The organism is Actinomycetospora sp. CA-053990 (assembly GCF_050948445.1).
GTDB classification, from domain to species: Bacteria; Actinomycetota; Actinomycetes; order Mycobacteriales; family Pseudonocardiaceae; genus Actinomycetospora; species Actinomycetospora callitridis.
Genome location: NZ_CP192043.1, coordinates 3,468,058 through 3,488,209, shown reverse-complemented (window position 1 = coordinate 3,488,209; position 20,152 = coordinate 3,468,058). Strand labels below are relative to the sequence as shown.

The following is a 20,152-nucleotide window of genomic DNA, read 5'->3' as shown; positions in this document are numbered from 1 at the left end:
TGCTCGCCCTGCCACCGGAGGCGTCATGTCCGCACCGCACGGTTCGCCCGCCCGCTCCTCCTGGGAGTCCGCTCCCCTCGCCGCGCTCGAGCACGGGGTGCCCTTCGCCGACCGGCACATCGGTCCGGACGCCGCGGGCCTCGCGCGGATGCTCGAGACGATCGGCGTCGGCTCGCTGGAGGAGCTCGCCGACACGGCGATGCCCAGCTCGATCCGCACCGACCCGGCCGACTGGTCGGACGACCCCACCGGCCACGCCCCGCCGCCCCCGGCGACCGAGGCCCAGGTGCTCGACGAGCTGCGCGGGATGGCCGCGCGGAACACCACGCTGGAGCCGATGCTCGGCCTCGGCTACCACGGCACGCTGACCCCGCCGGTGATCCGACGCAACGTCCTCGAGGACCCGGCCTGGTACACGGCGTACACGCCCTACCAGCCCGAGATCAGCCAGGGCCGCCTCGAGGCCCTGCTCAACTTCCAGACGATGGTCTGCGACCTCACGGGCCTCGACGTCGCCGGCGCCTCGATGCTCGACGAGTCCACGGCCGCGGCCGAGGCGATGCTGCTGCTGCGCCGGGCGGACAAGACGAAGTCCAGCCGCTTCCTCGTCGACGCCGACACGCTGCCCCAGACCGTCGCGGTGCTGGAGACGCGCGCGGAGGCGCTGGGCATCGAGCTGCAGATCGTCGACGTCTGCGGTGACCTACCCACGGACGACTTCTTCGGCCTCCTCCTCGCCGCGCCCGGCGCCTCCGGGGCGCTGCGCGACCACCGCGCGGTGATCGAGGCCGTGCACGACCGCGGTGCCGCGGTGATCGCCGCCTGCGACCTGCTCGCCGCCACCATGGTCACCCCGCCCGGCGACCTGGGCGCCGACGTCGCGGTCGGCTCCACCCAGCGCTTCGGGGTGCCGCTCGGCTTCGGCGGCCCGCACGCCGGGTTCCTCGCCGTCCGCCAGGGCCTCGCGCGCCAGCTGCCGGGGCGTCTCGTCGGGACGTCGATCGACGCCGACGGCGACCCCGCGCACCGCCTCGCCCTGCAGACCCGCGAGCAGCACATCCGCCGCGACAAGGCCACGAGCAACATCTGCACCGCGCAGGTCCTGCTCGCGGTGATCGCCGCGATGTACGCCGTGCACCACGGGCCGACCGGGCTCAGGACGATCGCGCGACGCACCCACCGGATGGCGGCCGTGCTGGCCGCCGGCCTGGTCAAGGGCGGCGTCGAGGTGGTGCACCGCGAGTTCTTCGACACCGTGCTGGTGCGCGTGCCCGGCGAGGCCCCGGCCGCCGTCGCCGCCTGTCGCGCCGAGGGCATCCTCGTCCGCGAGGTCGACGCCGACCACGTCGGCGTCTCCTGCTCCGAGCGCACGACGCGCGAGCACCTGCGGTCCCTGTGGCGCGCCCTCGGCGCGGGCGACCTCGACGTCTCGGACCTCGACGCCGCCACCGCCGACGCCGTGCCCGCCACGCTCGAGCGGACGTCGTCGTACCTCACCCACCCGGTCTTCCACCGCCACCGCAGCGAGACCGCCCTGCTGCGCTACCTGCGCGAGCTCTCCGACAAGGACGTCGCGCTCGACCGCAGCATGATCCCGCTGGGCAGCTGCACGATGAAGCTCAACGCCACCGCCGAGATGGAGCCGATCACCTACCCCGGCTTCGGCGACCTGCACCCGTTCGCGCCCGAGTCCGACGCGCCGGGGATGCTCCAGGTGATCACGGACCTCGAGGACTGGCTGGTGCACCTCACCGGCTACCACGCGGTCTCGCTGCAGCCCAACGCCGGCTCGCAGGGCGAGCTCGCCGGCCTGCTGGCCATCCGCGCCTACCACCGCTCGCGGGGCGACGAGCACCGCGACGTGTGCCTGATCCCGTCGTCGGCGCACGGCACCAACGCCGCGTCCGCGATCTCGGCGGGCATGCGGGTGAAGGTCGTGAAGACCACCGACCGCGGCGACGTCGACGTCGAGGACCTGGAGAAGGTCATCGGGGAGAACGCCGACACCCTCGCGGCGATCATGATCACCTACCCGTCGACGCACGGGGTGTACGAGCCGCGCGTCCGCAAGGTCTGCGCGGCGGTGCACGACGCCGGCGGGCAGGTCTACGTCGACGGCGCCAACCTCAACGCCCTGGTCGGGCTCGCCCGCCCCGGTCGCTTCGGCGCCGACGTCAGCCACCTGAACCTGCACAAGACCTTCTGCATCCCGCACGGCGGTGGGGGCCCGGGCGTCGGCCCGGTCGGCGTCGTCGAGCACCTCGCGCCGTTCCTGCCGAACCACCCCGCCCAGCCGTCCGCCGGGCCCGAGACCGGGATCGGCCCCGTCGCCGGCGCACCCTGGGGCTCGGCGTCGATCCTGCCGATCTCCTGGGCCTACGTCCGGCTCATGGGCGTCGACGGGCTGCGCCGCGCGACGCTGACCGCCGTGGCCGCGGCCAACTACGTCGCGAAGCGTCTCGACGAGCACTTCCCGGTGCTCTACACCGGGCCGGGCGGCATGGTCGCCCACGAGTGCATCCTCGACCTGCGCCCGCTGACCAAGGCCTCGGGCATCACGGTCGACGACGTCGCGAAGCGCCTCGCCGACTACGGCTTCCACGCCCCGACGATGTCGTTCCCGGTGGCCGGGACGCTCATGGTCGAGCCGACCGAGTCCGAGGACCTGGCCGAGATCGACAGGTTCATCGACGCGATGATCGCGATCCGCGGCGAGATCGCCCGCGTCGAGTCGGGGGAGTGGCCGGCGGACGACAACCCGCTGGTCCACGCGCCCTTCACCGCCCGCTCGGTGCTGGGCGGGGCGTGGGACCACGCCTACTCTCGCGAGGAGGCGGCCTTCCCGGCCGGCGGGCGCCCGACGAAGATCTGGCCCCCGGTGCGGCGCATCGACGCCGCCCACGGCGACCGCCACCTCGTCTGCTCCTGCCCGCCGCTGGAGGAGCTCGCGGAGTAAGGGTGCGCCTCCGGCGCTCGTGAGCAGTGTGGAGTGCTCTAGCGCTTCTCACTGCTCACATGGCCGTAGGCCACTCGTCGAGGGCCGCGCGGATCCCGTGCAGCGTGACGCCCCGGGCGTGCAGCACGGGAGCCGCGCGCCCGGTCTCGCGGTGGAGCATGCCCAGCAGGACGTGCTCGGAGCCGATGGCCCGGTCGCCGCGGCGCACCGCCTCGCGCAGGGCGAGCTCGAGGACCTTCTTCGCGCCGCGGTCGAAGGGGATGTGACCCCACAGGCGGCGGCGGCGACCGCCCGCGGCCCGGGTGTTCTCGAGCGCGCCCGGGCCGAAGGCCGCCTCGACGCGGGCGCGGACCTCGTCGAGGTCGATACCCACGCCGGCCAGCGCCTCGCGGTCGGGCAGGTCGGGAGGACCCGCGCGCCGCAGGTCCTCCTCGACCACCGCGAGGGTCACCCCGCGGGCGGCCAGCAGCGCTGCTCCGCGGGTGTCGCCCGCCCGGCAGAGCCCGAGCAGGAGGTGCTCGCTGCCGATGTGGTCGTCGGCGCGCTCGCGGGACTCCTCCTGGGCCAGCACGACGATCCGGCGCGCCGGATCGGTGAATCGTTCGAACATGGTCAGGCCTCCTCGAGGTTCCCGTGCCGGCGGTACTTCTTGTGCACCGCCTGCCGGCTGACCGACAGCCCGTCGGCGATCTGCTGCCAGGACCAGCCCTGGTCGCGGGCGTTGCGGACCTGCAGCTCCTCCAGGGACTCGAGGAGCGCCCGCAGGGACACCACCGCCGCGAGCCCCGTCGCCGGGTCCCGCGAGGACGCCGCCGCCGCCACCGCCGTCGCATCAGCCATACGTGTCAATCTAGGTTGACACGGCCCGGCATGTCAACCGACGTTGACAGTCAGAGCGCCGTGGCCCCCGGGGACAGGACGATCGGCACGGGCGAGGCCTCGAGGACGGCGGCCCCGGGGTCGCCGATGAGCAGCCGGGTGGCGGCGCCGGCGGGGGAGGCCCCGGCGACGAGCAGGTCACCCTCGCCCCACTCCAGCGACCGCACGGCCTCCTCGACCGTGTCGTCCGCGACCGCGACGGTCTCGGCGCCGGCGATCCCCAGGCCCTCGAGCGCCTCGCGCTGCGCGCCGATCATCTGCTCGCGCCACTGCTCGACGACCACCCGCTCGGCGTGCAGGCTCGCCTCCGGCGGCACCGTCGGCCCGCGCTGCGGGGCGAAGGACGCGACGCGCAGGGCGGCGTCGGCGCGGCGGGCGAGGTCGGCGGCCGTGGCGAGCACGCCGCGGGCGCGGCGCCCGGGGCCGAACGCGCAGGTCACGCGGGTGACGGGGCCGTCGGTGAGCGCGACGTGCCCGGCGAGCGCGACGGGCACGTCGGCGGCCCGCGCGAGGCGGGCGCCGACCGATCCCGGGCGCGGCGGGCCGTCGCCGAGCACGACCAGGTCGGCCTGGCGCGCGTGCGCGGCCCGGGCCAGGCCGCCGGGCACCGAGCGGTCCTCGATGTGCTCGACCTCGACGTCGACACCCTCGATCTCGGGGGTCACCTCCGCGGCCTCGTCGTGCCCGGGCGGCGAGACGGTGCAGACGACGAGCGGGCCACCGATCACCCGCGCCAGCCGCGCCCCGAGCGAGACCGCGGCGTCGGGGTCGGACCCGGGCATGTGCCCGACGAGCACGGTCACGATGACGCCTCCTCGTCCGTCGACCTGGCCGGAGTGCCGATGAGCCGTGAGTGGCGGGCCCCGTAGAACCACCAGAAGATCAGGGCGACCGCCAGCCAGAGGACGAACACGAGGTGGGTGATCCAGGAGAGCCCGAGGATGAGGTAGACGCAGGCCGCGATCGAGAGGACCGGCGTCACCGGGTAACCGGGCACGCGGAAGCCGCGGGGGAGGTCCGGCGCGGTGCGGCGCAGCACCATGACCCCGATCGACACGACGCTGAACGCCACCAGGGTCCCCACGCTGACGAGGTCGGCGAGGACGTCGAGCGGCACCAGACCGGCCAGCACGGCGACGGCGATCCCGACGAGGACCGTCGTGGGCACGGGGGTGAGGGTGCGCGGGTTCACCCGCGAGAGCAGCGGCGGCAGCATCCCGTCGCGGCTCATCGAGAACAGGATCCGGCTCTGGGCGTACATCGTCACCAGGGTGACACTGAAGATCGAGATGACGGCGCCCGCCGCGAGGACGATCCCCGGCCAGCTGGCGCCCGTCACCTGCGTGAGGATCGCCGCGAGCCCGGCCTCCTGGCCCTCGAACTGCTCCCACGGCTGCGCGCCGAGGGCCGCGACGGCCACCAGCAGGTAGATCACGGTGACGACGACGAGGGAGAGCATCAGGGCGCGGGGGAGCGTGCGCCGCGGGTCCTTGACCTCCTCGCCGGCCGTCGACACGGCGTCGAGACCGATGAACGAGAAGAACACCGTGCCCGCCGCCGCGCCGATGCCGCCGACGCCGAGCGGCGCGAACTCCGCGAAGTTGTCGGCGGAGAACGCGGTGAACGCCAGCCCGACGAACAGCAGCAGGACCGCGAGCTTGATGACCACCATGATCGCGTTCGCCGTGGCCGACTCGCTCACCCCGCGGATCAGCAGCAGGGTGCACAGGACGACGAGCACGATCGCCGGCAGGTTGACGATGCCGCCGGCGCCGGGCGCCCCGGACAGCGCCTCGGGCACCCGGACGCCGACCGTGCTCTGGAGCAGGGCGTTGAGGTACTCCGACCAGCCCACCGAGACCGCCGCCGACGAGACGAGGTACTCCAGGATCAGGCAGGCGGCCACGCCCATCGCCGCCGCCTCGCCGAGGGTGGCGTAGGCGTAGGAGTACGACGACCCGGACACCGGCACCGCCGAGGCCAGCTCGGCGTAGCAGAGCGCGGTCAGCCCGGCGGTGATCCCGGCGATCACGAAGGACAGGACCACCGCGGGCCCGGCCTTCGGGGTGGCCTCGGAGAGCACGAAGAAGATGCCGGTGCCGACCGTCGACCCGATGCCGATGGCCACGAGCTGACCGAGCCCGATCGAGCGTTTGAGGTCCCCGCCCTCGTGGCCGGCGGAGGCGTCCGCGCCGGTCTCGGCCGCCATGGTGGCGATCGGTTTGCGCCGCAACCAGGCGGTGCGGTCCGGTCCGGGCACACGTCCCCCTCAGGGCCTCGGTCAGGTGGTGATCCGCGTCGCCGTCGAGCGGGTGGCGGGGAGCTTAACCCGAGGAGTCCGCTACGGCGGAAGGGTGACGCGTGCGCCCGGCGACCAGCGCGAGGACGGCGGCCAGGATCGTCACGACACCGACGACCCAGAGCCCCGCACGCTGGCTGCCGGTGAGGTCGGCGAGCCCGCCGGTGACGTACGGCGCGACGAAGCCCGAGAGGTTCCCCAGGGAGTTGATCAGGGCGATGCCGCCGGCCGCGGCCGCCCCGGTGAGGAACTGCGAGGGCAGGGGCCAGAAGGTGGGCAGCGCCGAGCAGGTGCCGACCGCGCAGACCGTCACGGCCGCCATCGTCCAGAACGGGTTGCTCTGGTAGAGCGCGATCGGGATGGCGATCCCTCCGAGGATCATGGGCAGGGCGAGCCACCAGCGCCGTCCGGACTCGCCGGCGAGGAAGCCGCCGTCGCTCCGGGCGGCGGAGCGGTCGGCCGCGCGGCTCCAGAGCACCATGCCGATCGCCGCCACCGCGTACGGCACGGACGTGACCAGGCCCTTCTCGACGATGCCGAGCTTGGTCCCGAACTGCTGCTCGAACCCGGAGACGATCGTGGGCAGGAAGAAGCCCAGCGCGTAGAGCCCGTAGGTGACGCCGAAGTAGACGAAGGCCAGCACCAGGATGCGCGGCGCGGTGAGGGCCCGGCGCAGGGTCCAGTGGTCGGCGGCCTCCACCTCGGCGGACTCGGCGGCCAGCCGCCGGCTCAGCCACGTCCGCTCGTCCTCGGACAGCCACGTCGCCTGCTCCGGACGGTCGGTGAGGGCGAAGAACGTGACGATGCCCAGGATGATCGCGGGGATGCCCTCGAGCAGGAACATCACCCGCCAGCCCGAGAGCCCGAAGAGGCCGTCGCCCACGGAGATGATCAGGGCGCTGACCGTCGACCCCACCGCGGTCGAGATCGGCACCGCGACCATGAACCAGCCGACCGCGCGCGCCCGGTACTCGGCCGGGAACCAGAAGGTCAGATACAGGATGATGCCGGGGAAGAAGCCGGCCTCGGCCACGCCGAGCAGGAAGCGCAGGACGATCAGCACCGTCGCGTTCGGCGCGAACGCCATGATCGAGGCGACGATGCCCCAGGACACGAGGATCCGGGTGATCCACCGTCGCGCGCCGAAGCGGTGCAGCGCGAGGTTGCTCGGCACCTCGAGCAGCAGGTACCCGACGAAGAAGATGCCCGACGCGAGCCCGAAGACCGTCGCGGTCATGCCGAGCTCGGCGTTCATGCCGTTCGGCCCGGCGAAGCCGATGTTGACGCGGTCGAGGTAGTTGATGAAGTACAGCAGCCCCAGCAGGGGCATCAGCCGCCAGACGACCCGGCGCACCGTCCGCCGCCCGAGCTCACTGTCCGTGCTCGACCCGCTCGTCTCCGTCGACACCCGTTCAGTGGACCAGGTGAGTCACGGTCGTGTGAAGAGCGGGATCAGCCGCAGCTGCGCAGGGCCGAGACGTCGGGGGAGCCGCCGCGCTCGAACGAGATGTGGACGTGGTCCTCGTGATTGGCGGTGGCGCCGCCACGGTCCTCCATGCTCTCCCAGCCCGAGCCGGTGTTGATGCGCTGGTTCCAGATCACGTACTCGACGCCGAGGTCGCCCTTGTTGTCGATGACGCAGTCGGCGATCGCGTCGCCACTGGTGGTCATGAAGTCCAGCGCGTAGCCGCTCGGGTGGTCCGAGGCGTTGCCGCGGCTGCCGACCCCCAGGACGTCGTGGCCGGGGAAGACGCACTCCATCGCGTTGCCGACCTCCTGCACGGAGTCGGCGACGCCGCCGTAGGAGCCGGACGCGCCGCACCCGGTCACCGAGGCGGTGCGCTCCTGCTCGGCGGCGGCCTGCTGGCTCTGCCGTTGCGCGGCGGCATCCGCCGCGGCCTGGCGGGCCGTCGCGGCGTCGGCCGCGCGGTCGCGCTCGGCGGCCTTGATGAGGTCCGCGGACGCGGCGCCGCGGGAGGGCTCGCTCACCGGGGTGACGGCCGAACCGACGGACGACGAGGACGCCGACGCGGTGTCGGCGAGGGAGGCGCCCTGCGCGGAGAGCTCGAGCGTGGTGGCCGCGTCCTGGGGGTCCTGGTCGGGCAGGGCGATGACCGCCGGGCCGACGAGGGCGAGCGCGCTGCCGGTGAGCCCGGCCGCGACGGCGCCGTGGCGCATCGCGGAGCGGGCGGGGGAGCGGTGGCGCGACGCGCCGCGGACGGCGCCCTCGGGCATGACGAAGGGGACCGTTCGGGGCTCGCGTCGGCTCGTGCCTGCCTCTGCGTCACGGCCCCAGGGGGAGCGTTGCCGTGTCACGTTCTGCCTTCCGATCACGGAACGGCCTGGCGACACCGTCGGGGTCGGTGCTGCCGGTCGGGGAGATCGAAGGTCCGTCGTGGGGAGCGCCGTGACCTTCTCGTAACCGTTCCGTGAGCGAGAGTAGACGAACCGGACGCGTCGACCAGGCCGGGTTGCCTCCCCGACGGCGGACGGGAGGAACTCCGCGGTCGGCGGTCACGGGCCGCGACGACCGGGTCCCGCAGTGCGACGGCGGCCGGTCAGTGGCCGGTCAGTGGCCGGTCAGCGGCTGCTCAGTGGCCGGTCAGCACGCCACGCGGGCCGCGATCGCCCGGCCGAGCAGGGTGCCCGAGCGCCACGCGGTCTCGACCTTCGGGCTGCCCCAGCCGTCGCCGCAGAGCCCGACGAGGTCGTCGTCGAGGGAGAACTCCTCCTCGTGCGGCTGCGCGGGGCTCGCGTACGTCCAGCGGTGCGCGTGGGTCCAGGCCGGCGCCTCGTCCAGGCCGAGCAGCTCCGTGACCGCGGTGACCACCGGGCCGATCGCGCCGTCGGGGTCGTCGAGGTGCCGGCGCGCCCGCTCCGCGGTGGAGTGCGCGACGAGCACCGGGGCACCGTCGCCGCGGCGGTCGCCGTCGTCGGCGATGAGGTCGACGTCGGGGTGGCCGTTGACGAACGCCGCCGGCAGGCGCTCCCAGCCGCGGTGCCCGTAGCCCAGGGCCACCGAGATGACGGGGTTCCAGGCCCGGTCGGCGACGGCCGCGCTCGCGCGCAGGGCGGGATCGAGCAGGCGGGCGGCCTGCGGGTCGGGCATGGCGAGCACGACGGCGCACGCCGCCTTCCCGTCCACCGCCGGCCCGGGCGTCACCGACGACACCGTGTGGCCGGTGCTCACCGTGACCCCCTCGGCGAGGTCGGCCACCAGCGAGCGCAGGCCGCCGGGCGCCGACCACCGCTGCGGGCCCGACGTCGACGACCACGTGCCGTCCTCGCCGCGGGCGGCCAGCGTGTCGGTCCACGGGACCGCGAGCCCCCGCCGCTGCCAGTCCTCGACGACGGCGACGAACTCGCCGTCGCGCGCGGTGAAGTAGGCGGCGCCGAGGTCGACGACGTGCTCGGCTCCCTCCGGGAGCGGTCGCGCCGCCATCCGGCCGCCAACGCGCTTCGAGCGCTCCAGCACCCGCACCGGCGTGCCGGCCTCGGTGAGCGCGCGGGCACAGGCGATGCCGCTGATGCCGCCGCCGACGACCAGGACCTCGCGCCGCATCTCGGGAGACGTCACGAGCGTGCCCCCGACCTCGTCACGTGCGTGCTGTCGCGGACCGTGCCGACGTACTCCTCGACGAGGTCCTCCATGGCCACCAGCCCGACCGTGGAGCCGTCGGCGTCCACGGCGCGGGCGAGGTGCGAGCCCTCGCGCCGCAGGGCCGCCAGCGCCTCGTCCACCGGCGCCGACAGCGAGATCTCCGGGAGGGCCCGCACCCTCTCGGCCGGCACCGGGCGGTCGGCGGCCTCGTCGTCCGAGGCCCCGTCGCCGTCGCCGTCACCGAGGTCGAGCACGTCCTTGACGTGCAGGTACCCCGCGAGCTCGACGACCGGCGCGTGGTCGGTGTTCTCGCCCTCCGGCGTGATCGGGGTGGTGCCCGGCTCCATCGCGTCGGTGCCGAGGCGCGGGTGCGCGTCGGGTGCCGTCGGCGCCTGCACGGGGAAGCGCGAGAACCCGGTGCGGGCCACGGCCTCCTCCACGGCCCCGACCGTGGGGTTCGGGGGCAGCACGGTGACCCGGTCCAGCGGGATCAGCACGTCGGCGACGGTGTGCTCCGCCGAGCTCAGCGCCTGGGTCAGCCGGCGGGTCTGCGAGGCGTCGAGCAGGCCCTCGGCGCGGGACTCCGAGAGCATCCCCGCGATCTCCTGCGGGGTGTAGGCGGACTCGCGCTCGTCCACCGGTGTCACGCCGAAGGCCTTGAGGATGTGGTTGGCGACCCAGTTCAGCACCACGATCACCGGGCGCGTGACCTTGAGGAACGCGACGAGCGCGGGTACGAGCCACAGCGAGGTGCGCTCGGGCCCGGCGATGGCGATGTTCTTGGGCACCATCTCGCCGATCACGATGTGCAGGATCGTGACGATCGTCAGCGCGACCACGAACGCGATCGGGTGGATCAGGAACGACGGGACGCCGATCGGCTCGAGGACGACCTCGAGCTGGTGGGCCACCGCGGGCTCCCCGAGCGAGCCCAGCGCCAGCGAGCAGATCGTGATGCCCAGCTGGGCGGCGGCCAGCATCATCGAGAGGTGCTCGGAGGCCCGCAGCACGGTCCCGGCGCCCGCGGCGCCCTCGGCGTGCAGGGCCTCGAGACGGTCGCGGCGTGCGGAGATCAGCGAGAACTCCGCGCCGACGAAGAACGCGTTCGCCCCGAGCAGGGCGAACATCAGGAGCAGGGCGACGCCGTCGCTCACGGGGAGGCCTCCTCGCCGCTCACGGCGACCGCGGCGGGCACCTTGGGTGGTCGCACGACGCGGACCTCGGCGATGCGTCGGGCGTCGACGCGGGTGACGATCAGCTGCCAGTCGTCGAGCGTGACCGCGTCGCCGACGTGGGCCAGCCGCTGGAGCTCCGCGGTGATGTAGCCCGCGAGCGTCTCGTAGACCTCGCTCTCCGGGAACGACCAGCCCACGACCTCGGCCATCTCGTCGGAGCGCAGCATCCCGGAGACGATCCAGCTGTCCTCGCCCTCGTCGCGCACCCGGGCCGCCTCGCCGCGGTCGTGCTCGTCGCGGACGTCGCCGACGATCTCCTCGACGAGGTCCTCGAGCGTGACGATGCCCGCGGTGCCGCCGTACTCGTCGACCACGAGCGCCATCTGGAGCCCGGCCCCGCGCAGACGGTCGAGCAGCTCGTCGCCGTCGAGGGAGTCTGGGACGGTGGTGGCGGTGCGCATGAGGTTGCGCAGCTTGGTGGTCGAGCGCCGGTTGCGGGGCTCGGAGAACGCCTGCTTGACGTGGACGACACCGCGGATGTCGTCGAGGTCGCGGTCGACGACGGGAAAGCGCGAGAAGCCGGTGCGCACCGTCGCCGCGAGCATGTCGTCGACCGTCGCGTCCTGCGACAGCGACTCGACCCGCACGCGCGGGGTCATCAGCTCGTCGGCGCGGCGCTCACCCACCCGCAGGGAGCGCGCCATGACCTCGGCGGTGCCCTCGTCGATCGTGCCCTGCTGGGCGCTGGTGGTGAGGAGCGAGCCGAGCTCCTGGGGCGAGCGCGCCGAGCGCAGCTCCTCGGCCGGCTCGACGCCCAGGCGCCGCACGATCCAGTTGGCCGAGCCGTTGAGCCCGCCGATGAAGAACGAGAGCACCCGGGAGAAGCCGGCCTGGATGCCGGCCACCATCCGCGCCGTGCTCATCGGGCGGGCGATGGCGAGGTTCTTCGGCACCAGCTCGCCGAAGACCATCGACAGCGCGGTCGCGAAGACCAGCGCGATCACCGAGGCCGTCCCGCCCGCGGCGCCGGGCGGCAGGCCGAGGTCCTCGAGCAGCGGGGAGATCAGGGTCGCGATCGCGGGCTCGGAGAGGTAACCGGTGATCAGCGTCGTGATGGTGATCCCGAGCTGGGCCCCGGAGAGCTCGAACGACAGGTTGCGGTGCGCGCGCTGCACGATCTTCGAGCGCCGGTCGCCGACCTCGTCGACGTGGTTGTCGATCTGGCTGCGCTCGAGGCTGGTCAGGGAGAACTCGGCGGCCACGAAGATCGCGGTGCCGAAGGTGACGGCGACGAACCCGATGAGTCCGAGCACCGACAGGAGGACGTCCACGGAGTACCGGGTCCCCCGTCAGCTTCCGGCCAACCGGGCGGGGAACCCGCCCGTGGCGATGGGGCCCCACCGCTGCACCGTCAACCGGATCAGGCTCTTGCCCTGGCGGGCCATCGCCTCGCGGTAGTCGTCCCAGTCGGAGTGCTCGCCGGAGATCGAGCGGAAGTACTCGACGAGCGGCTCGAGCGCGTCGGGCAGGTCGAGCACCTCGGCGGTGCCCTCGACGTGCACCCAGGGGCCGTCGAAGTCGTCGGAGAGCACGCACATCGCCACCCGGGGGTCGCGGCGCACGTTGGTCACCTTCGCCCGCTCGGGGTAGGTGGACACGAGCAGGCGGCCCTCCGCGTCGATGCCCAGCGTCACCGGGGAGGTCTGGTCACCGCCGTCGGAGCGGCGCGTCACCACGATCGCCTTGTGCCGGGTGCGCAGGAACGCGTCGAGCTCCTCGCGCCCCACCCGGTCGTTCGTCGCCACGTTCACCACACCGACGAGCGTAGCCGCGTGCCCTGTGGCGTCCCGGCCTACGGTGATCCCGTGGCTTCCCTGGACGGCCGGCGGGTCGTGGTGACGGGCGCGTCGTCGGGCATCGGCGAGGCCGCGGCGCGGGCCGTCGCCGCCGCCGGTGCACGGGTCGGGCTGGTGGCACGGCGGGCCGAGCGCCTCGCCGGGCTGGCCGAGGAGCTCGGGGACGCCGCGGTCGTCGGGGTCGCCGACGTCACCGACGCCCCGGCGCTGACCGACGCCGTGGACCGTCTGGCCGCCCAGCTCGGCGGCCTCGACGGCGTGGTCGCCGCCGCCGGGACCATGCACCTCGGGGCCGTGGGCGAGACCGACCCGGAGCGCTGGCGCGAGGTGTTCGACGTCAACGTGCACGGCCTGCTCGCCACCGCGCGGGCGGCGCTGCCCCACCTCACCGACGGCGCGAGCTGGGTGACGATCTCCTCGATGTCCGGGCGGCGCGTGCCCTCGGCCGCGGGTGGGGTCTACGCGGCGAGCAAGCACGCCGCCCACGCCGTCGACGAGACGCTGCGCCGCGAGGCGGGGCGCGGGGCGTGCGCGTCACCACCGTCGCCCCGGGCTTCGTGGCCACCGATCTCATGGCGGGCGACCTCACCGCGGGCGACCGGGCCGGCCGAGACGACGTCGCCGCCTTCCGCGAGCGCATGCACGCCCAGGGCCTGACGCCCGAGCACGTGGCCGCGGCCGTGGTCCACGTGCTCGGGCTGCCGCCGGAGGTGTGCGTCGTGGAGTACGCGCTGACCTCGACGGCGCAGATGCGTTCCTGACCCTCGACGGGTGACCTGCGCCGCACGTGGTGGCGCGGCACCGGGCGCGGACGAGAACAATGGCGCGCCATGTGCGGGGAGCCCGGAGCGGGGAACGTGTCGTGAGCGGTAGCCCGTTCGTCGACTTCGACCGGGACTCCTGGTCGCAGCTGAGCGACACCAGTGCCGTGCCGCTCACCGCCGAGGAGCTCGAGGAGCTGCGCTCCCTGGGTGACCCCGTCGACCTCGACGACGTGCGCGAGGTCTACCTGCCCGTCTCGCGGCTGCTCGACCTGCACGTCCGGGCCACGGCGGGCCTGCTCGACGCCTATCGGCAGTTCCTGCGCCAGGACGAGCAGGCGACGCCGTTCGTGATCGGGATCGCGGGGTCGGTCTCGGTCGGCAAGTCGACGACGGCCCGGCTGCTGCGGCTGCTGCTCGCCCGGTGGCAGGACCACCCGAACGTCGCGCTCGTGACCACTGACGGGTTCCTGTACTCCAACGCCGAGCTGGAGCGGCGCGGGCTGATGCGGCGCAAGGGCTTCCCGGAGTCCTACGACCGGCGCGCGCTGCTGCGGTTCGTCTCCGACATCAAGGCGGGCAAGCCCGAGGTGCCCGTGCCGACGTACTCGCACCTGACCTACGACGTCCTCGACGAGCACCGGGTCGTCGCGCGCCCCGACATCCTCGTCCTCGAGGGCCTCAACGTGCTGCAGCCGGCCCCGCAGACCGGCGAGCGGGCGAGCGCGCTCGCGGTGTCGGACCTCATCGACTTCTCCATCTACGTGGACGCGCACCCGACCGACGTGCGCCGGTGGTACGTCGAGCGCTTCCTGGCGCTGCGGGAGACGGCCTTCCGCGACCCGGCGTCGTACTTCCGGCGCTACGCGGAGATGGACGAGACCGCGGCCCGGGCCCAGGCGGCGACCCTGTGGGACGAGATCAACGGGCCGAACCTGCGGGAGAACATCGCCCCCACCCGCTCGCGCGCGGATCTCGTCCTCACCAAGGGTGGCGACCACACCGTGCGGCGCATCCGGCTCCGGAAGCTGTGACCCGGGCAGCGCCGTGACCCGAGTGGCCCCACCGCATGACACGGCCGTGACGGACGGCGACACGTCGCCCGCCGGAGCCGCGGGGATGGGACCATGAGTCATGTCCACTTCCGCGACCGGGACACAGGCCGACCCGACCGGTTGGTCCGGTTCGTCCGACCCTGACCTCCCTTCGCGCCTGCGGCTGGCCGTCGGACGGCTCAACCGGCGCATCCGCGTCGACTCGAACGCGGCCCTGCCGCCGCTGCAGACGTCGGTGCTCGCGACGCTGGAGGATGCCGCGCCGCTGCGGCTCTCCGAGCTGGCGCGACGGGAGGCGGTCACCCCGCCGACCATGAGCCGGGTGCTGGCGGCGCTCGACGAGGCCGGTCTGCTCATCCGGACGCCGGACCCCCAGGACGCCCGGTCGGCGCTGATCCACCTCTCCGACCAGGGGCACCAGGCCATCCGGCACATCCGCACGGAGCGCACGGCCTCGCTGGCGCAGCGTCTCGACCGGCTCGACGCCGAGCAGCGCGCGGCCCTCGAGGCGGCGCTGCCGGCACTGGAGCGTCTGGTCGAGGAGTAGTCGAGGAGTCGCGGGGTGTAACGATCTGCACTCGGCCGACGACAGAGGGTGTGTCAGGTGTGAACGATGCGACCCCGGGAGAGCCGGTGCGGTTCCAGGCACCCCTGCAACGCCGACCCACGCCACCGGAGGTGGCCGACGAGCGCGAGGCGCTGGAGGGATGGCTCGACTACTTCCGGGCCCTGGTCGTGCTGGCCCTCGACGGGCTGGACGAGACGGCCCTGCGCCGGCGCATCCCCGCCGAGCGCGGCTCCAGCCTGCTGGGGATCGTCAAGCACCTCACCGAGCTCGAGCGCACGTGGCTCGTGGAGCGGTGGGGGGAGCGCGGCAACCCGACGGCGCACGCGCCGAGCTACGTCGACGACCCCGACCCGGGCTTCCGCTTCGCGGACGTGGAGCAGCCCGAGGACGTCGTCGGCTCCTATCTCGAGGTGTGCGAGCGCGGCCGTGACGCGCTGGCCGGCTCCGAGTCCCTCGACGACGCCGTGCGCGACGACCGGCGCGGGCACATCGAGCTCCGCTGGATCCTCCTGCACCTGATCACCGAGACCGCGCGCTACGCCGGCCAGGCCCAGGTGCTGCGCGACGCCGCGCAGGAGGCCGAGGAACCGGGGACGCTCAGCTCGCCGTGACCACCAGGTCGTCGTGCGCGAGGCTGACGAGGTCCTTGATCGCCCGCGACTCGTCGGTCGGCGCCTCGTAGGACCACGCCGCGTCGGTGAGCACGCGCCCGTCGTCGAGGCGCAGCGAGTAGTACGTGGCCCGGCCCTTGTAGGGGCACACGGTGCGCTTCTCGCTGGGCTCCAGCGTGGCCCTCAGCGCGTCGCGCGCGATGTAGAAGCGGTCGACCAGGCCCGTCTCGCCCAGCAGGATGCCGCCGGCCGCGTCGGCCACGGGCGCGCCGTCGGTGGTGGCGGCGGTGACGTGGCGGCTGGTGTTCCGCAGGTTGACGCGGTGGTACGGGTCGGGCAGGTGCCCGAGGACCTCGTCGTCCTCGTCGAGCCAGCGGTCGGCCGCTCCCGGCGCGAGCACGGCGCGCCCGGCCAGCCACGACGACTCGGCGATCGGGGTCGGGTAGGCCCACACCGCGTCGGGGACCACGCGGTCGCCCACGCGCAGGCTGCGGTAGGTCGCGTCGCCCTTGAACGGGCAGTGGGTCGTGGTGTCGCTGGGCTCGAGGAGGTCGGTGCGCAGGTCCTCCTCGGGCAGGTAGAGCTGGGGCGGCAGGCCGGTCTCGAACAACAGCGCCCCGCGGACGGTGTCGAGCACCGTCACCCCGTCGACCTCCGCGCGCACCCGCCGCGTGAACGGCTCGAGCAGCAGCGAGTGGGCCGGTCCCTCGACGGTGAACGTCCGCGTCTCCGGCACCTTGCGGGACAGCGGCCCACCGAACATGGTCAGCGCCACGACGACCTCCTCGACTCCGGGCGACTCTCTGCCTGGGCAACCCCCGCGGTCGTCGGCAATGTTCCCGGCGCGGGTCGCCGGATCAGGTCGAGCCCGCGGCCGTCGCCCCCGCGGCGGCCGTCGCGGCGACCGCGGAGTAGATGTCGGCGATCGCGCGCCGCACCGCCTCCGCCGCCCACTCGCCGTCGGCGATCTGCCTGCTCCGCGCCCGCAGCTCCCGCCGCGGGGCGTCGAGCAGCTTGTGCTCGGCCTTCACCGCCCGCACGAGCGCGACGAGGGAGGCGTCCTCCGGGCTCGGGGTGACCCCGTCGACGAGCGCCGCGTGCAGGCGCCCGCGCGCGGCCTCGCGGCGCGTCGGGTCGGCGGCGATCCACCGCGGGCTGAGCGGGATGAACCCGAGCATCGTGCGCTCCTCGAGGCGCACGGCGCCGTCGTGCACCAGCCCGGCCATGAGCGGGTCGCGGACCCGGCTCTGCAGCTTCTCGATCGCGGCCTTCGGCGTGGTGTCGGCCGGGAGGCGCTCGAGGGCGAGGTCGAGGACGTGGTCGCCGGACGGGCGCCGGTCGTCCACCACGAGGTGGGTGCGGAACCGGCCGTCGGCCAGGTGCGCGCGCCCGCTCAGCACGATCTCGAGCACGACGGCGCCCGCGAGGACCCGCGGGAGCGAGGTCGAGTCCACCAGCGGGGCGCCGGTGGCGGGGTCGTGCAGGAGCAGGGCCAGGTCCTCGGCGGTGCGCATGGCGTCATCGTCGCGTGACCGACCGTGGCGCGGCGTCCTCCTCAGGACGGAGATCGTGCGTGGCGGGCCTCCGCACCGGGGATGACGGGGGCATGACCCCACCCGTCGAGCCCGTGACGCGCGAGGCACCGGGCTACTCCGGGCCGACGATGATGACCCAGCGCTGGTGCGACGTGGCCTTCCTGCACTGGGCGGTCGACCCGGCGGAGGTGGCGCCGCTGCTCCCGCCCGGGGTGCGCCCCGACGTCCACGACGGCGTCACCTGGGTCGGGCTCGTGCCCTTCCGGATGGTGGGCGCCGGGGTGCTGCGCGGGCCGTCGATCCCGTGGCTGGGGACCTTCCCCGAGACCAACGTGCGGCTCTACACCGTCGACGACCGCGGGGTGCGCGGCATCGTCTTCCGCAGCCTCGACGCCACCCGGCTCGCCGTGGTCGCCGGGGCCCGCGCCGCGTTCGGGCTGCCGTACCGGTGGGCGACGATGCGGATCGACGACGGCCCGGAGCGCGGCTCCGTCGTCTACGAGACGAGCAGGCCCCACCCGAGCCGGGTCCGGGTGCGGGTGGGGGAGCCGATGGCGTCCGGCCCGCTCGAGGAGTTCCTCACCGCCCGCTGGGGTCTGCACGAGCGTCACCTGGGTGTCGACTGGTACGTCCCGAACGTCCACGAGCCCTGGCCGCTGCACCGCGCCGAGCTGCTGGAGCTCGACGACACGCTGCTGGACCGGGCGGGCTTCCCGGGGCTCGCCGGGCGCCCGCCGGACCACGTCGCCGCCTCGCCCGGGGTCTCCGTGCGCTTCGGTCTCCCGCGGCCCTGGCGGCGCCCGGCGATCCTCACCGCCGCGCGTACTGGAGGTCGGCGAACACCGCGACGGCGGCGGCCTGGGCGAGCACGATGACCGCGCCGAGCACCGTGAGCCGGTCCCAGGCGCCGACGACGAGGCCGAGGCTCGCGAGCACCCAGGCGGAGTTGCCGAGCACGACGACCCAGGTCGCCGGGCGCGGGATCACCGCCCGGCCCGCCAGGGCGACGAGCCCCGCGGCGTAGACGACGAGGAACACGCCGACCCCGAGGAGCAGGCTGCTCGGGAGCCCGAGCGCGGTGTCGAGCACGCCGGCCCCGGCGACGGCGGCGAGGCCGAGGGCGCCGGAGGCGACGGCGTCGAGGCGCAGGACGGCGCGCAGGTCGAGGCGGGTGGCGAGGGCGGTGGTCGTGGTCATCGGTGTCTCCTCCGGTCCTTCGAGTGCGTCGGGGAGAACTCTGCGGCGGCCCCGGTAGCCGGGTCGATGACCTCCGAGGTCATGGTCTCCGGTGCGGGGACCGTCCTACGGTCGATCTCGTGACCAGCACGCTCGACGCCCGCCCCGGCCCCGGCGACCTGCTGCGGGGCTGGCGCACCCGGCGCCGCCGCAGCCAGATGGACCTCGCCCTCGACGTGGGCGTCTCCACCCGCCACCTGAGCTTCGTCGAGACCGGGCGGGCCCGGGCCAGCCGGGAGCTGCTGATCGACCTGTGCGAGCACCTGGAGGTCCCGTTGCGCGAGCGCAACACCCTGCTCCTCGCCGCCGGCTTCGCCCCGACCTACGCGGAGTCGCGTCTCGACGCGCGGGGTCTCGAGGCGGTGCGCGGCGCGCTGGAGCACCTCCTCGCGGGCCACGAACCGTTCCCGGCGCTCGTCGTCGACCGCTGCGGCGACGTGGTGATGGCCAACCGCGCCGTCGGTGCCCTCCTCGCCGTGCTCGACCCCGCGGTGCTCGCCCCGCCGGTCAACATCTACCGCCTGAGCCTGCGTCCCGACGGCCTCGCGCCCCACGTGCGCAACCTCTCCGAGTGGGCCGGGCACCTGCTGCACCGCCTGGAACGCCTCGCCGACCTCACCGGCGACCCGCGCCTCGTCGCGCTGCGCGAGGAGCTGGCGGAGTTCGCGCCCCCACCCCCGCAGGGCGGCCCGGCGGCCCGCGCGGCGCACGTCATGCTCCCGCTGCACCTCGACCACCCCGAGGGCGAGCTGCGCTTCTACTCGACGATCACGCACTTCGGCGCGGCCTGGGACGTCACGCTCGACGAGCTCTCGCTGGAGTCGTTCGTCCCCGCCGACGCGGAGTCCCGCGCGGTGCTGGAGCGGCTGGCCGCGGCCGGGGGGTGACGAGTACCCGCCGCCACACCGCACGACGGGCACGTTCGGCAGGCGCGCCCGCCCGTCGATCATGCGGAACGTGCCCCTCGCGGCACGGCGGGACGCTCGGTCCTGTGCGCGTGCACCGCGATCACCGGGTCCCCTCGCGACGGGCGGCGCTGCGCGACGGGCTCGCCGAAGCCGCCGGCGTCGCGCAGGTAGGACGCGACGATGCCCGCGCGCCCCTCGTCGTCGGCGGCGAGCCACCCGCGGACCGCCTTGGTGGGGAAGCAGCGGTTCGAGAAGGTCAGCGCGAACGTCCCGCCGGGCCGGAGCACGCGGGCGACCTCGGCGCACACCGCGACCGGAGCGACGAGGTAGTCGACCGAGACCGTGCAGATCACGGTGTCGAAGGCGGCGTCGTCGAAGGGCAGCGCCGGGTCGGCGTTGAGGTCCCGCACCACCCGCGCGTCCGCCATCGGGTTCGCCTCGAGCTCGGCGGCGTTCATCCCGAGGACGGTGAGGTGCCGGGGGCGGGTGCGCAGGTGCGAGACCCACGAGCTCATGAGGTCCAGGACGTCGCCGGTGACGCCGACCTCGTCGTAGTACGCGCCGACCGCGGCGATCGCCTCGTCGTCGATGTGCTGCACCAGCCGCGGCGGGCCGTAGAAGCGGGCGTCGTCGCCGGTGTCGGCACGGTCGAAGAACCCGGGCGGGTAGTCGGTCACGTCGCCCGGGTGCCCCGGGGGCGGTCGTCACATGT

22 protein-coding genes are annotated in these 20,152 nt (G+C 74.2%); 8 read left to right on the top strand and 14 right to left on the bottom strand.

Translation table 11 applies throughout. The annotated features are described in order from the left end of the window. Positions 1-25: 25 nt before the first annotated feature. Positions 26-2,956, top strand: coding sequence for an aminomethyl-transferring glycine dehydrogenase (gene gcvP, locus ACQPYN_RS17930; RefSeq protein WP_433025515.1), 2,931 nt, complete (start codon positions 26-28; stop codon positions 2,954-2,956). Positions 2,957-3,011: 55 nt separating this feature from the next. On the opposite strand, the gene ACQPYN_RS17925 is transcribed toward gcvP, so the two are convergent. The 10 genes from ACQPYN_RS17925 to ACQPYN_RS17880 all read right to left on the bottom strand — a co-directional run bounded on the left by ACQPYN_RS17925 (position 3,012) and on the right by ACQPYN_RS17880 (position 12,724). Further along, positions 3,012-3,566, bottom strand: a complete 555-nt coding sequence (locus ACQPYN_RS17925; RefSeq protein WP_433025512.1) for a Clp protease N-terminal domain-containing protein — start codon at positions 3,564-3,566, stop codon at positions 3,012-3,014. A gap of 2 nt (positions 3,567-3,568) precedes the next feature. Continuing rightward, complete coding sequence (locus tag ACQPYN_RS17920; protein ID WP_433025509.1) at positions 3,569-3,796, bottom strand: helix-turn-helix domain-containing protein; 228 nt, start codon at positions 3,794-3,796, stop codon at positions 3,569-3,571. Positions 3,797-3,846: 50 nt separating this feature from the next. After that, complete coding sequence (locus tag ACQPYN_RS17915) at positions 3,847-4,638, bottom strand: universal stress protein (RefSeq protein ID WP_433025506.1); 792 nt, start codon at positions 4,636-4,638, stop codon at positions 3,847-3,849. Next, on the bottom strand, positions 4,635-6,044 hold the full coding sequence (locus ACQPYN_RS17910; protein ID WP_433038940.1) for an APC family permease: 1,410 nt from the start codon (positions 6,042-6,044) through the stop codon (positions 4,635-4,637). Before ACQPYN_RS17910 ends, ACQPYN_RS17915 begins: the two co-directional genes overlap by 4 nt. Before the next feature lie 115 nt (positions 6,045-6,159). After that, on the bottom strand, positions 6,160-7,464 hold the full coding sequence (locus tag ACQPYN_RS17905) for an MFS transporter (RefSeq protein WP_433038938.1): 1,305 nt from the start codon (positions 7,462-7,464) through the stop codon (positions 6,160-6,162). Positions 7,465-7,586: 122 nt separating this feature from the next. Continuing rightward, positions 7,587-8,369, bottom strand: coding sequence for a hypothetical protein (locus ACQPYN_RS17900; protein WP_433025503.1), 783 nt, complete (start codon positions 8,367-8,369; stop codon positions 7,587-7,589). Positions 8,370-8,736: 367 nt separating this feature from the next. Beyond that, positions 8,737-9,711, bottom strand: a complete 975-nt coding sequence (locus ACQPYN_RS17895) for an NAD(P)/FAD-dependent oxidoreductase (RefSeq protein WP_433025500.1) — start codon at positions 9,709-9,711, stop codon at positions 8,737-8,739. After that, positions 9,708-10,889 (bottom strand): hemolysin family protein, encoded by a 1,182-nt coding sequence (locus ACQPYN_RS17890; RefSeq protein ID WP_433025497.1) that lies wholly within the window; start codon positions 10,887-10,889, stop codon positions 9,708-9,710. Before ACQPYN_RS17890 ends, ACQPYN_RS17895 begins: the two co-directional genes overlap by 4 nt. Beyond that, positions 10,886-12,241: a hemolysin family protein gene (locus ACQPYN_RS17885; protein ID WP_433025495.1), complete on the bottom strand. Its 1,356-nt coding sequence runs from the start codon at positions 12,239-12,241 to the stop codon at positions 10,886-10,888. Before ACQPYN_RS17885 ends, ACQPYN_RS17890 begins: the two co-directional genes overlap by 4 nt. Positions 12,242-12,259: 18 nt before the next feature. Beyond that, complete coding sequence (locus tag ACQPYN_RS17880; RefSeq protein WP_433025492.1) at positions 12,260-12,724, bottom strand: PPOX class F420-dependent oxidoreductase; 465 nt, start codon at positions 12,722-12,724, stop codon at positions 12,260-12,262. Between the two features lie 51 nt (positions 12,725-12,775). Here ACQPYN_RS17880 and ACQPYN_RS17875 point away from each other — a divergent pair, with 51 nt between their 5' ends. The 5 genes from ACQPYN_RS17875 (at position 12,776) to ACQPYN_RS17855 (ending at position 15,761) form a co-directional block, all read left to right on the top strand. Next, positions 12,776-13,423, top strand: a complete 648-nt coding sequence (locus ACQPYN_RS17875) for an SDR family oxidoreductase (protein ID WP_433025489.1) — start codon at positions 12,776-12,778, stop codon at positions 13,421-13,423. After that, positions 13,405-13,527 (top strand): hypothetical protein, encoded by a 123-nt coding sequence (locus tag ACQPYN_RS17870; RefSeq protein WP_433025486.1) that lies wholly within the window; start codon positions 13,405-13,407, stop codon positions 13,525-13,527. Before ACQPYN_RS17875 ends, ACQPYN_RS17870 begins: the two co-directional genes overlap by 19 nt. A gap of 59 nt (positions 13,528-13,586) precedes the next feature. Beyond that, positions 13,587-14,561 carry a type I pantothenate kinase gene (gene coaA, locus ACQPYN_RS17865; protein WP_433025483.1) on the top strand — a complete coding sequence of 325 codons (975 nt, stop codon included), beginning with the start codon at positions 13,587-13,589 and terminating at the stop codon, positions 14,559-14,561. A gap of 100 nt (positions 14,562-14,661) precedes the next feature. Further along, on the top strand, positions 14,662-15,129 hold the full coding sequence (locus ACQPYN_RS17860; protein ID WP_433025480.1) for a MarR family winged helix-turn-helix transcriptional regulator: 468 nt from the start codon (positions 14,662-14,664) through the stop codon (positions 15,127-15,129). A 59-nt stretch (positions 15,130-15,188) separates the two neighbouring features. Further along, complete coding sequence (locus ACQPYN_RS17855) at positions 15,189-15,761, top strand: DUF664 domain-containing protein (RefSeq protein WP_433025477.1); 573 nt, start codon at positions 15,189-15,191, stop codon at positions 15,759-15,761. Here ACQPYN_RS17855 and ACQPYN_RS17850 read toward each other — a convergent pair. Then, the gene (locus ACQPYN_RS17850) at positions 15,748-16,536 is read right to left on the bottom strand and encodes a DUF427 domain-containing protein (protein WP_433025474.1); all 789 of its coding nucleotides are present in this window, start codon (positions 16,534-16,536) and stop codon (positions 15,748-15,750) included. The genes ACQPYN_RS17855 and ACQPYN_RS17850 overlap by 14 nt on opposite strands. Positions 16,537-16,618: 82 nt before the next feature. Next, positions 16,619-17,275 carry a GOLPH3/VPS74 family protein gene (locus tag ACQPYN_RS17845; protein WP_433025471.1) on the bottom strand — a complete coding sequence of 219 codons (657 nt, stop codon included), beginning with the start codon at positions 17,273-17,275 and terminating at the stop codon, positions 16,619-16,621. A gap of 92 nt (positions 17,276-17,367) precedes the next feature. Here ACQPYN_RS17845 and ACQPYN_RS17840 point away from each other — a divergent pair, with 92 nt between their 5' ends. Then, positions 17,368-18,171: a YqjF family protein gene (locus tag ACQPYN_RS17840; protein WP_433025468.1), complete on the top strand. Its 804-nt coding sequence runs from the start codon at positions 17,368-17,370 to the stop codon at positions 18,169-18,171. Here ACQPYN_RS17840 and ACQPYN_RS17835 read toward each other — a convergent pair. Further along, positions 18,107-18,493: a hypothetical protein gene (locus ACQPYN_RS17835; RefSeq protein WP_433025465.1), complete on the bottom strand. Its 387-nt coding sequence runs from the start codon at positions 18,491-18,493 to the stop codon at positions 18,107-18,109. The genes ACQPYN_RS17840 and ACQPYN_RS17835 overlap by 65 nt on opposite strands. 119 nt (positions 18,494-18,612) lie before the next feature. On the opposite strand from ACQPYN_RS17835, the gene ACQPYN_RS17830 reads away from it, so the two are divergent. Continuing rightward, the gene (locus ACQPYN_RS17830) at positions 18,613-19,419 is read left to right on the top strand and encodes a helix-turn-helix domain-containing protein (protein ID WP_433025462.1); all 807 of its coding nucleotides are present in this window, start codon (positions 18,613-18,615) and stop codon (positions 19,417-19,419) included. A 59-nt stretch (positions 19,420-19,478) separates the two neighbouring features. Here the strand turns inward: ACQPYN_RS17830 and ACQPYN_RS17825 are convergent, their stop codons facing one another. Next, the gene (locus tag ACQPYN_RS17825; protein WP_433025459.1) at positions 19,479-20,117 is read right to left on the bottom strand and encodes a class I SAM-dependent methyltransferase; all 639 of its coding nucleotides are present in this window, start codon (positions 20,115-20,117) and stop codon (positions 19,479-19,481) included. Positions 20,118-20,152: the final 35 nt, after the last annotated feature.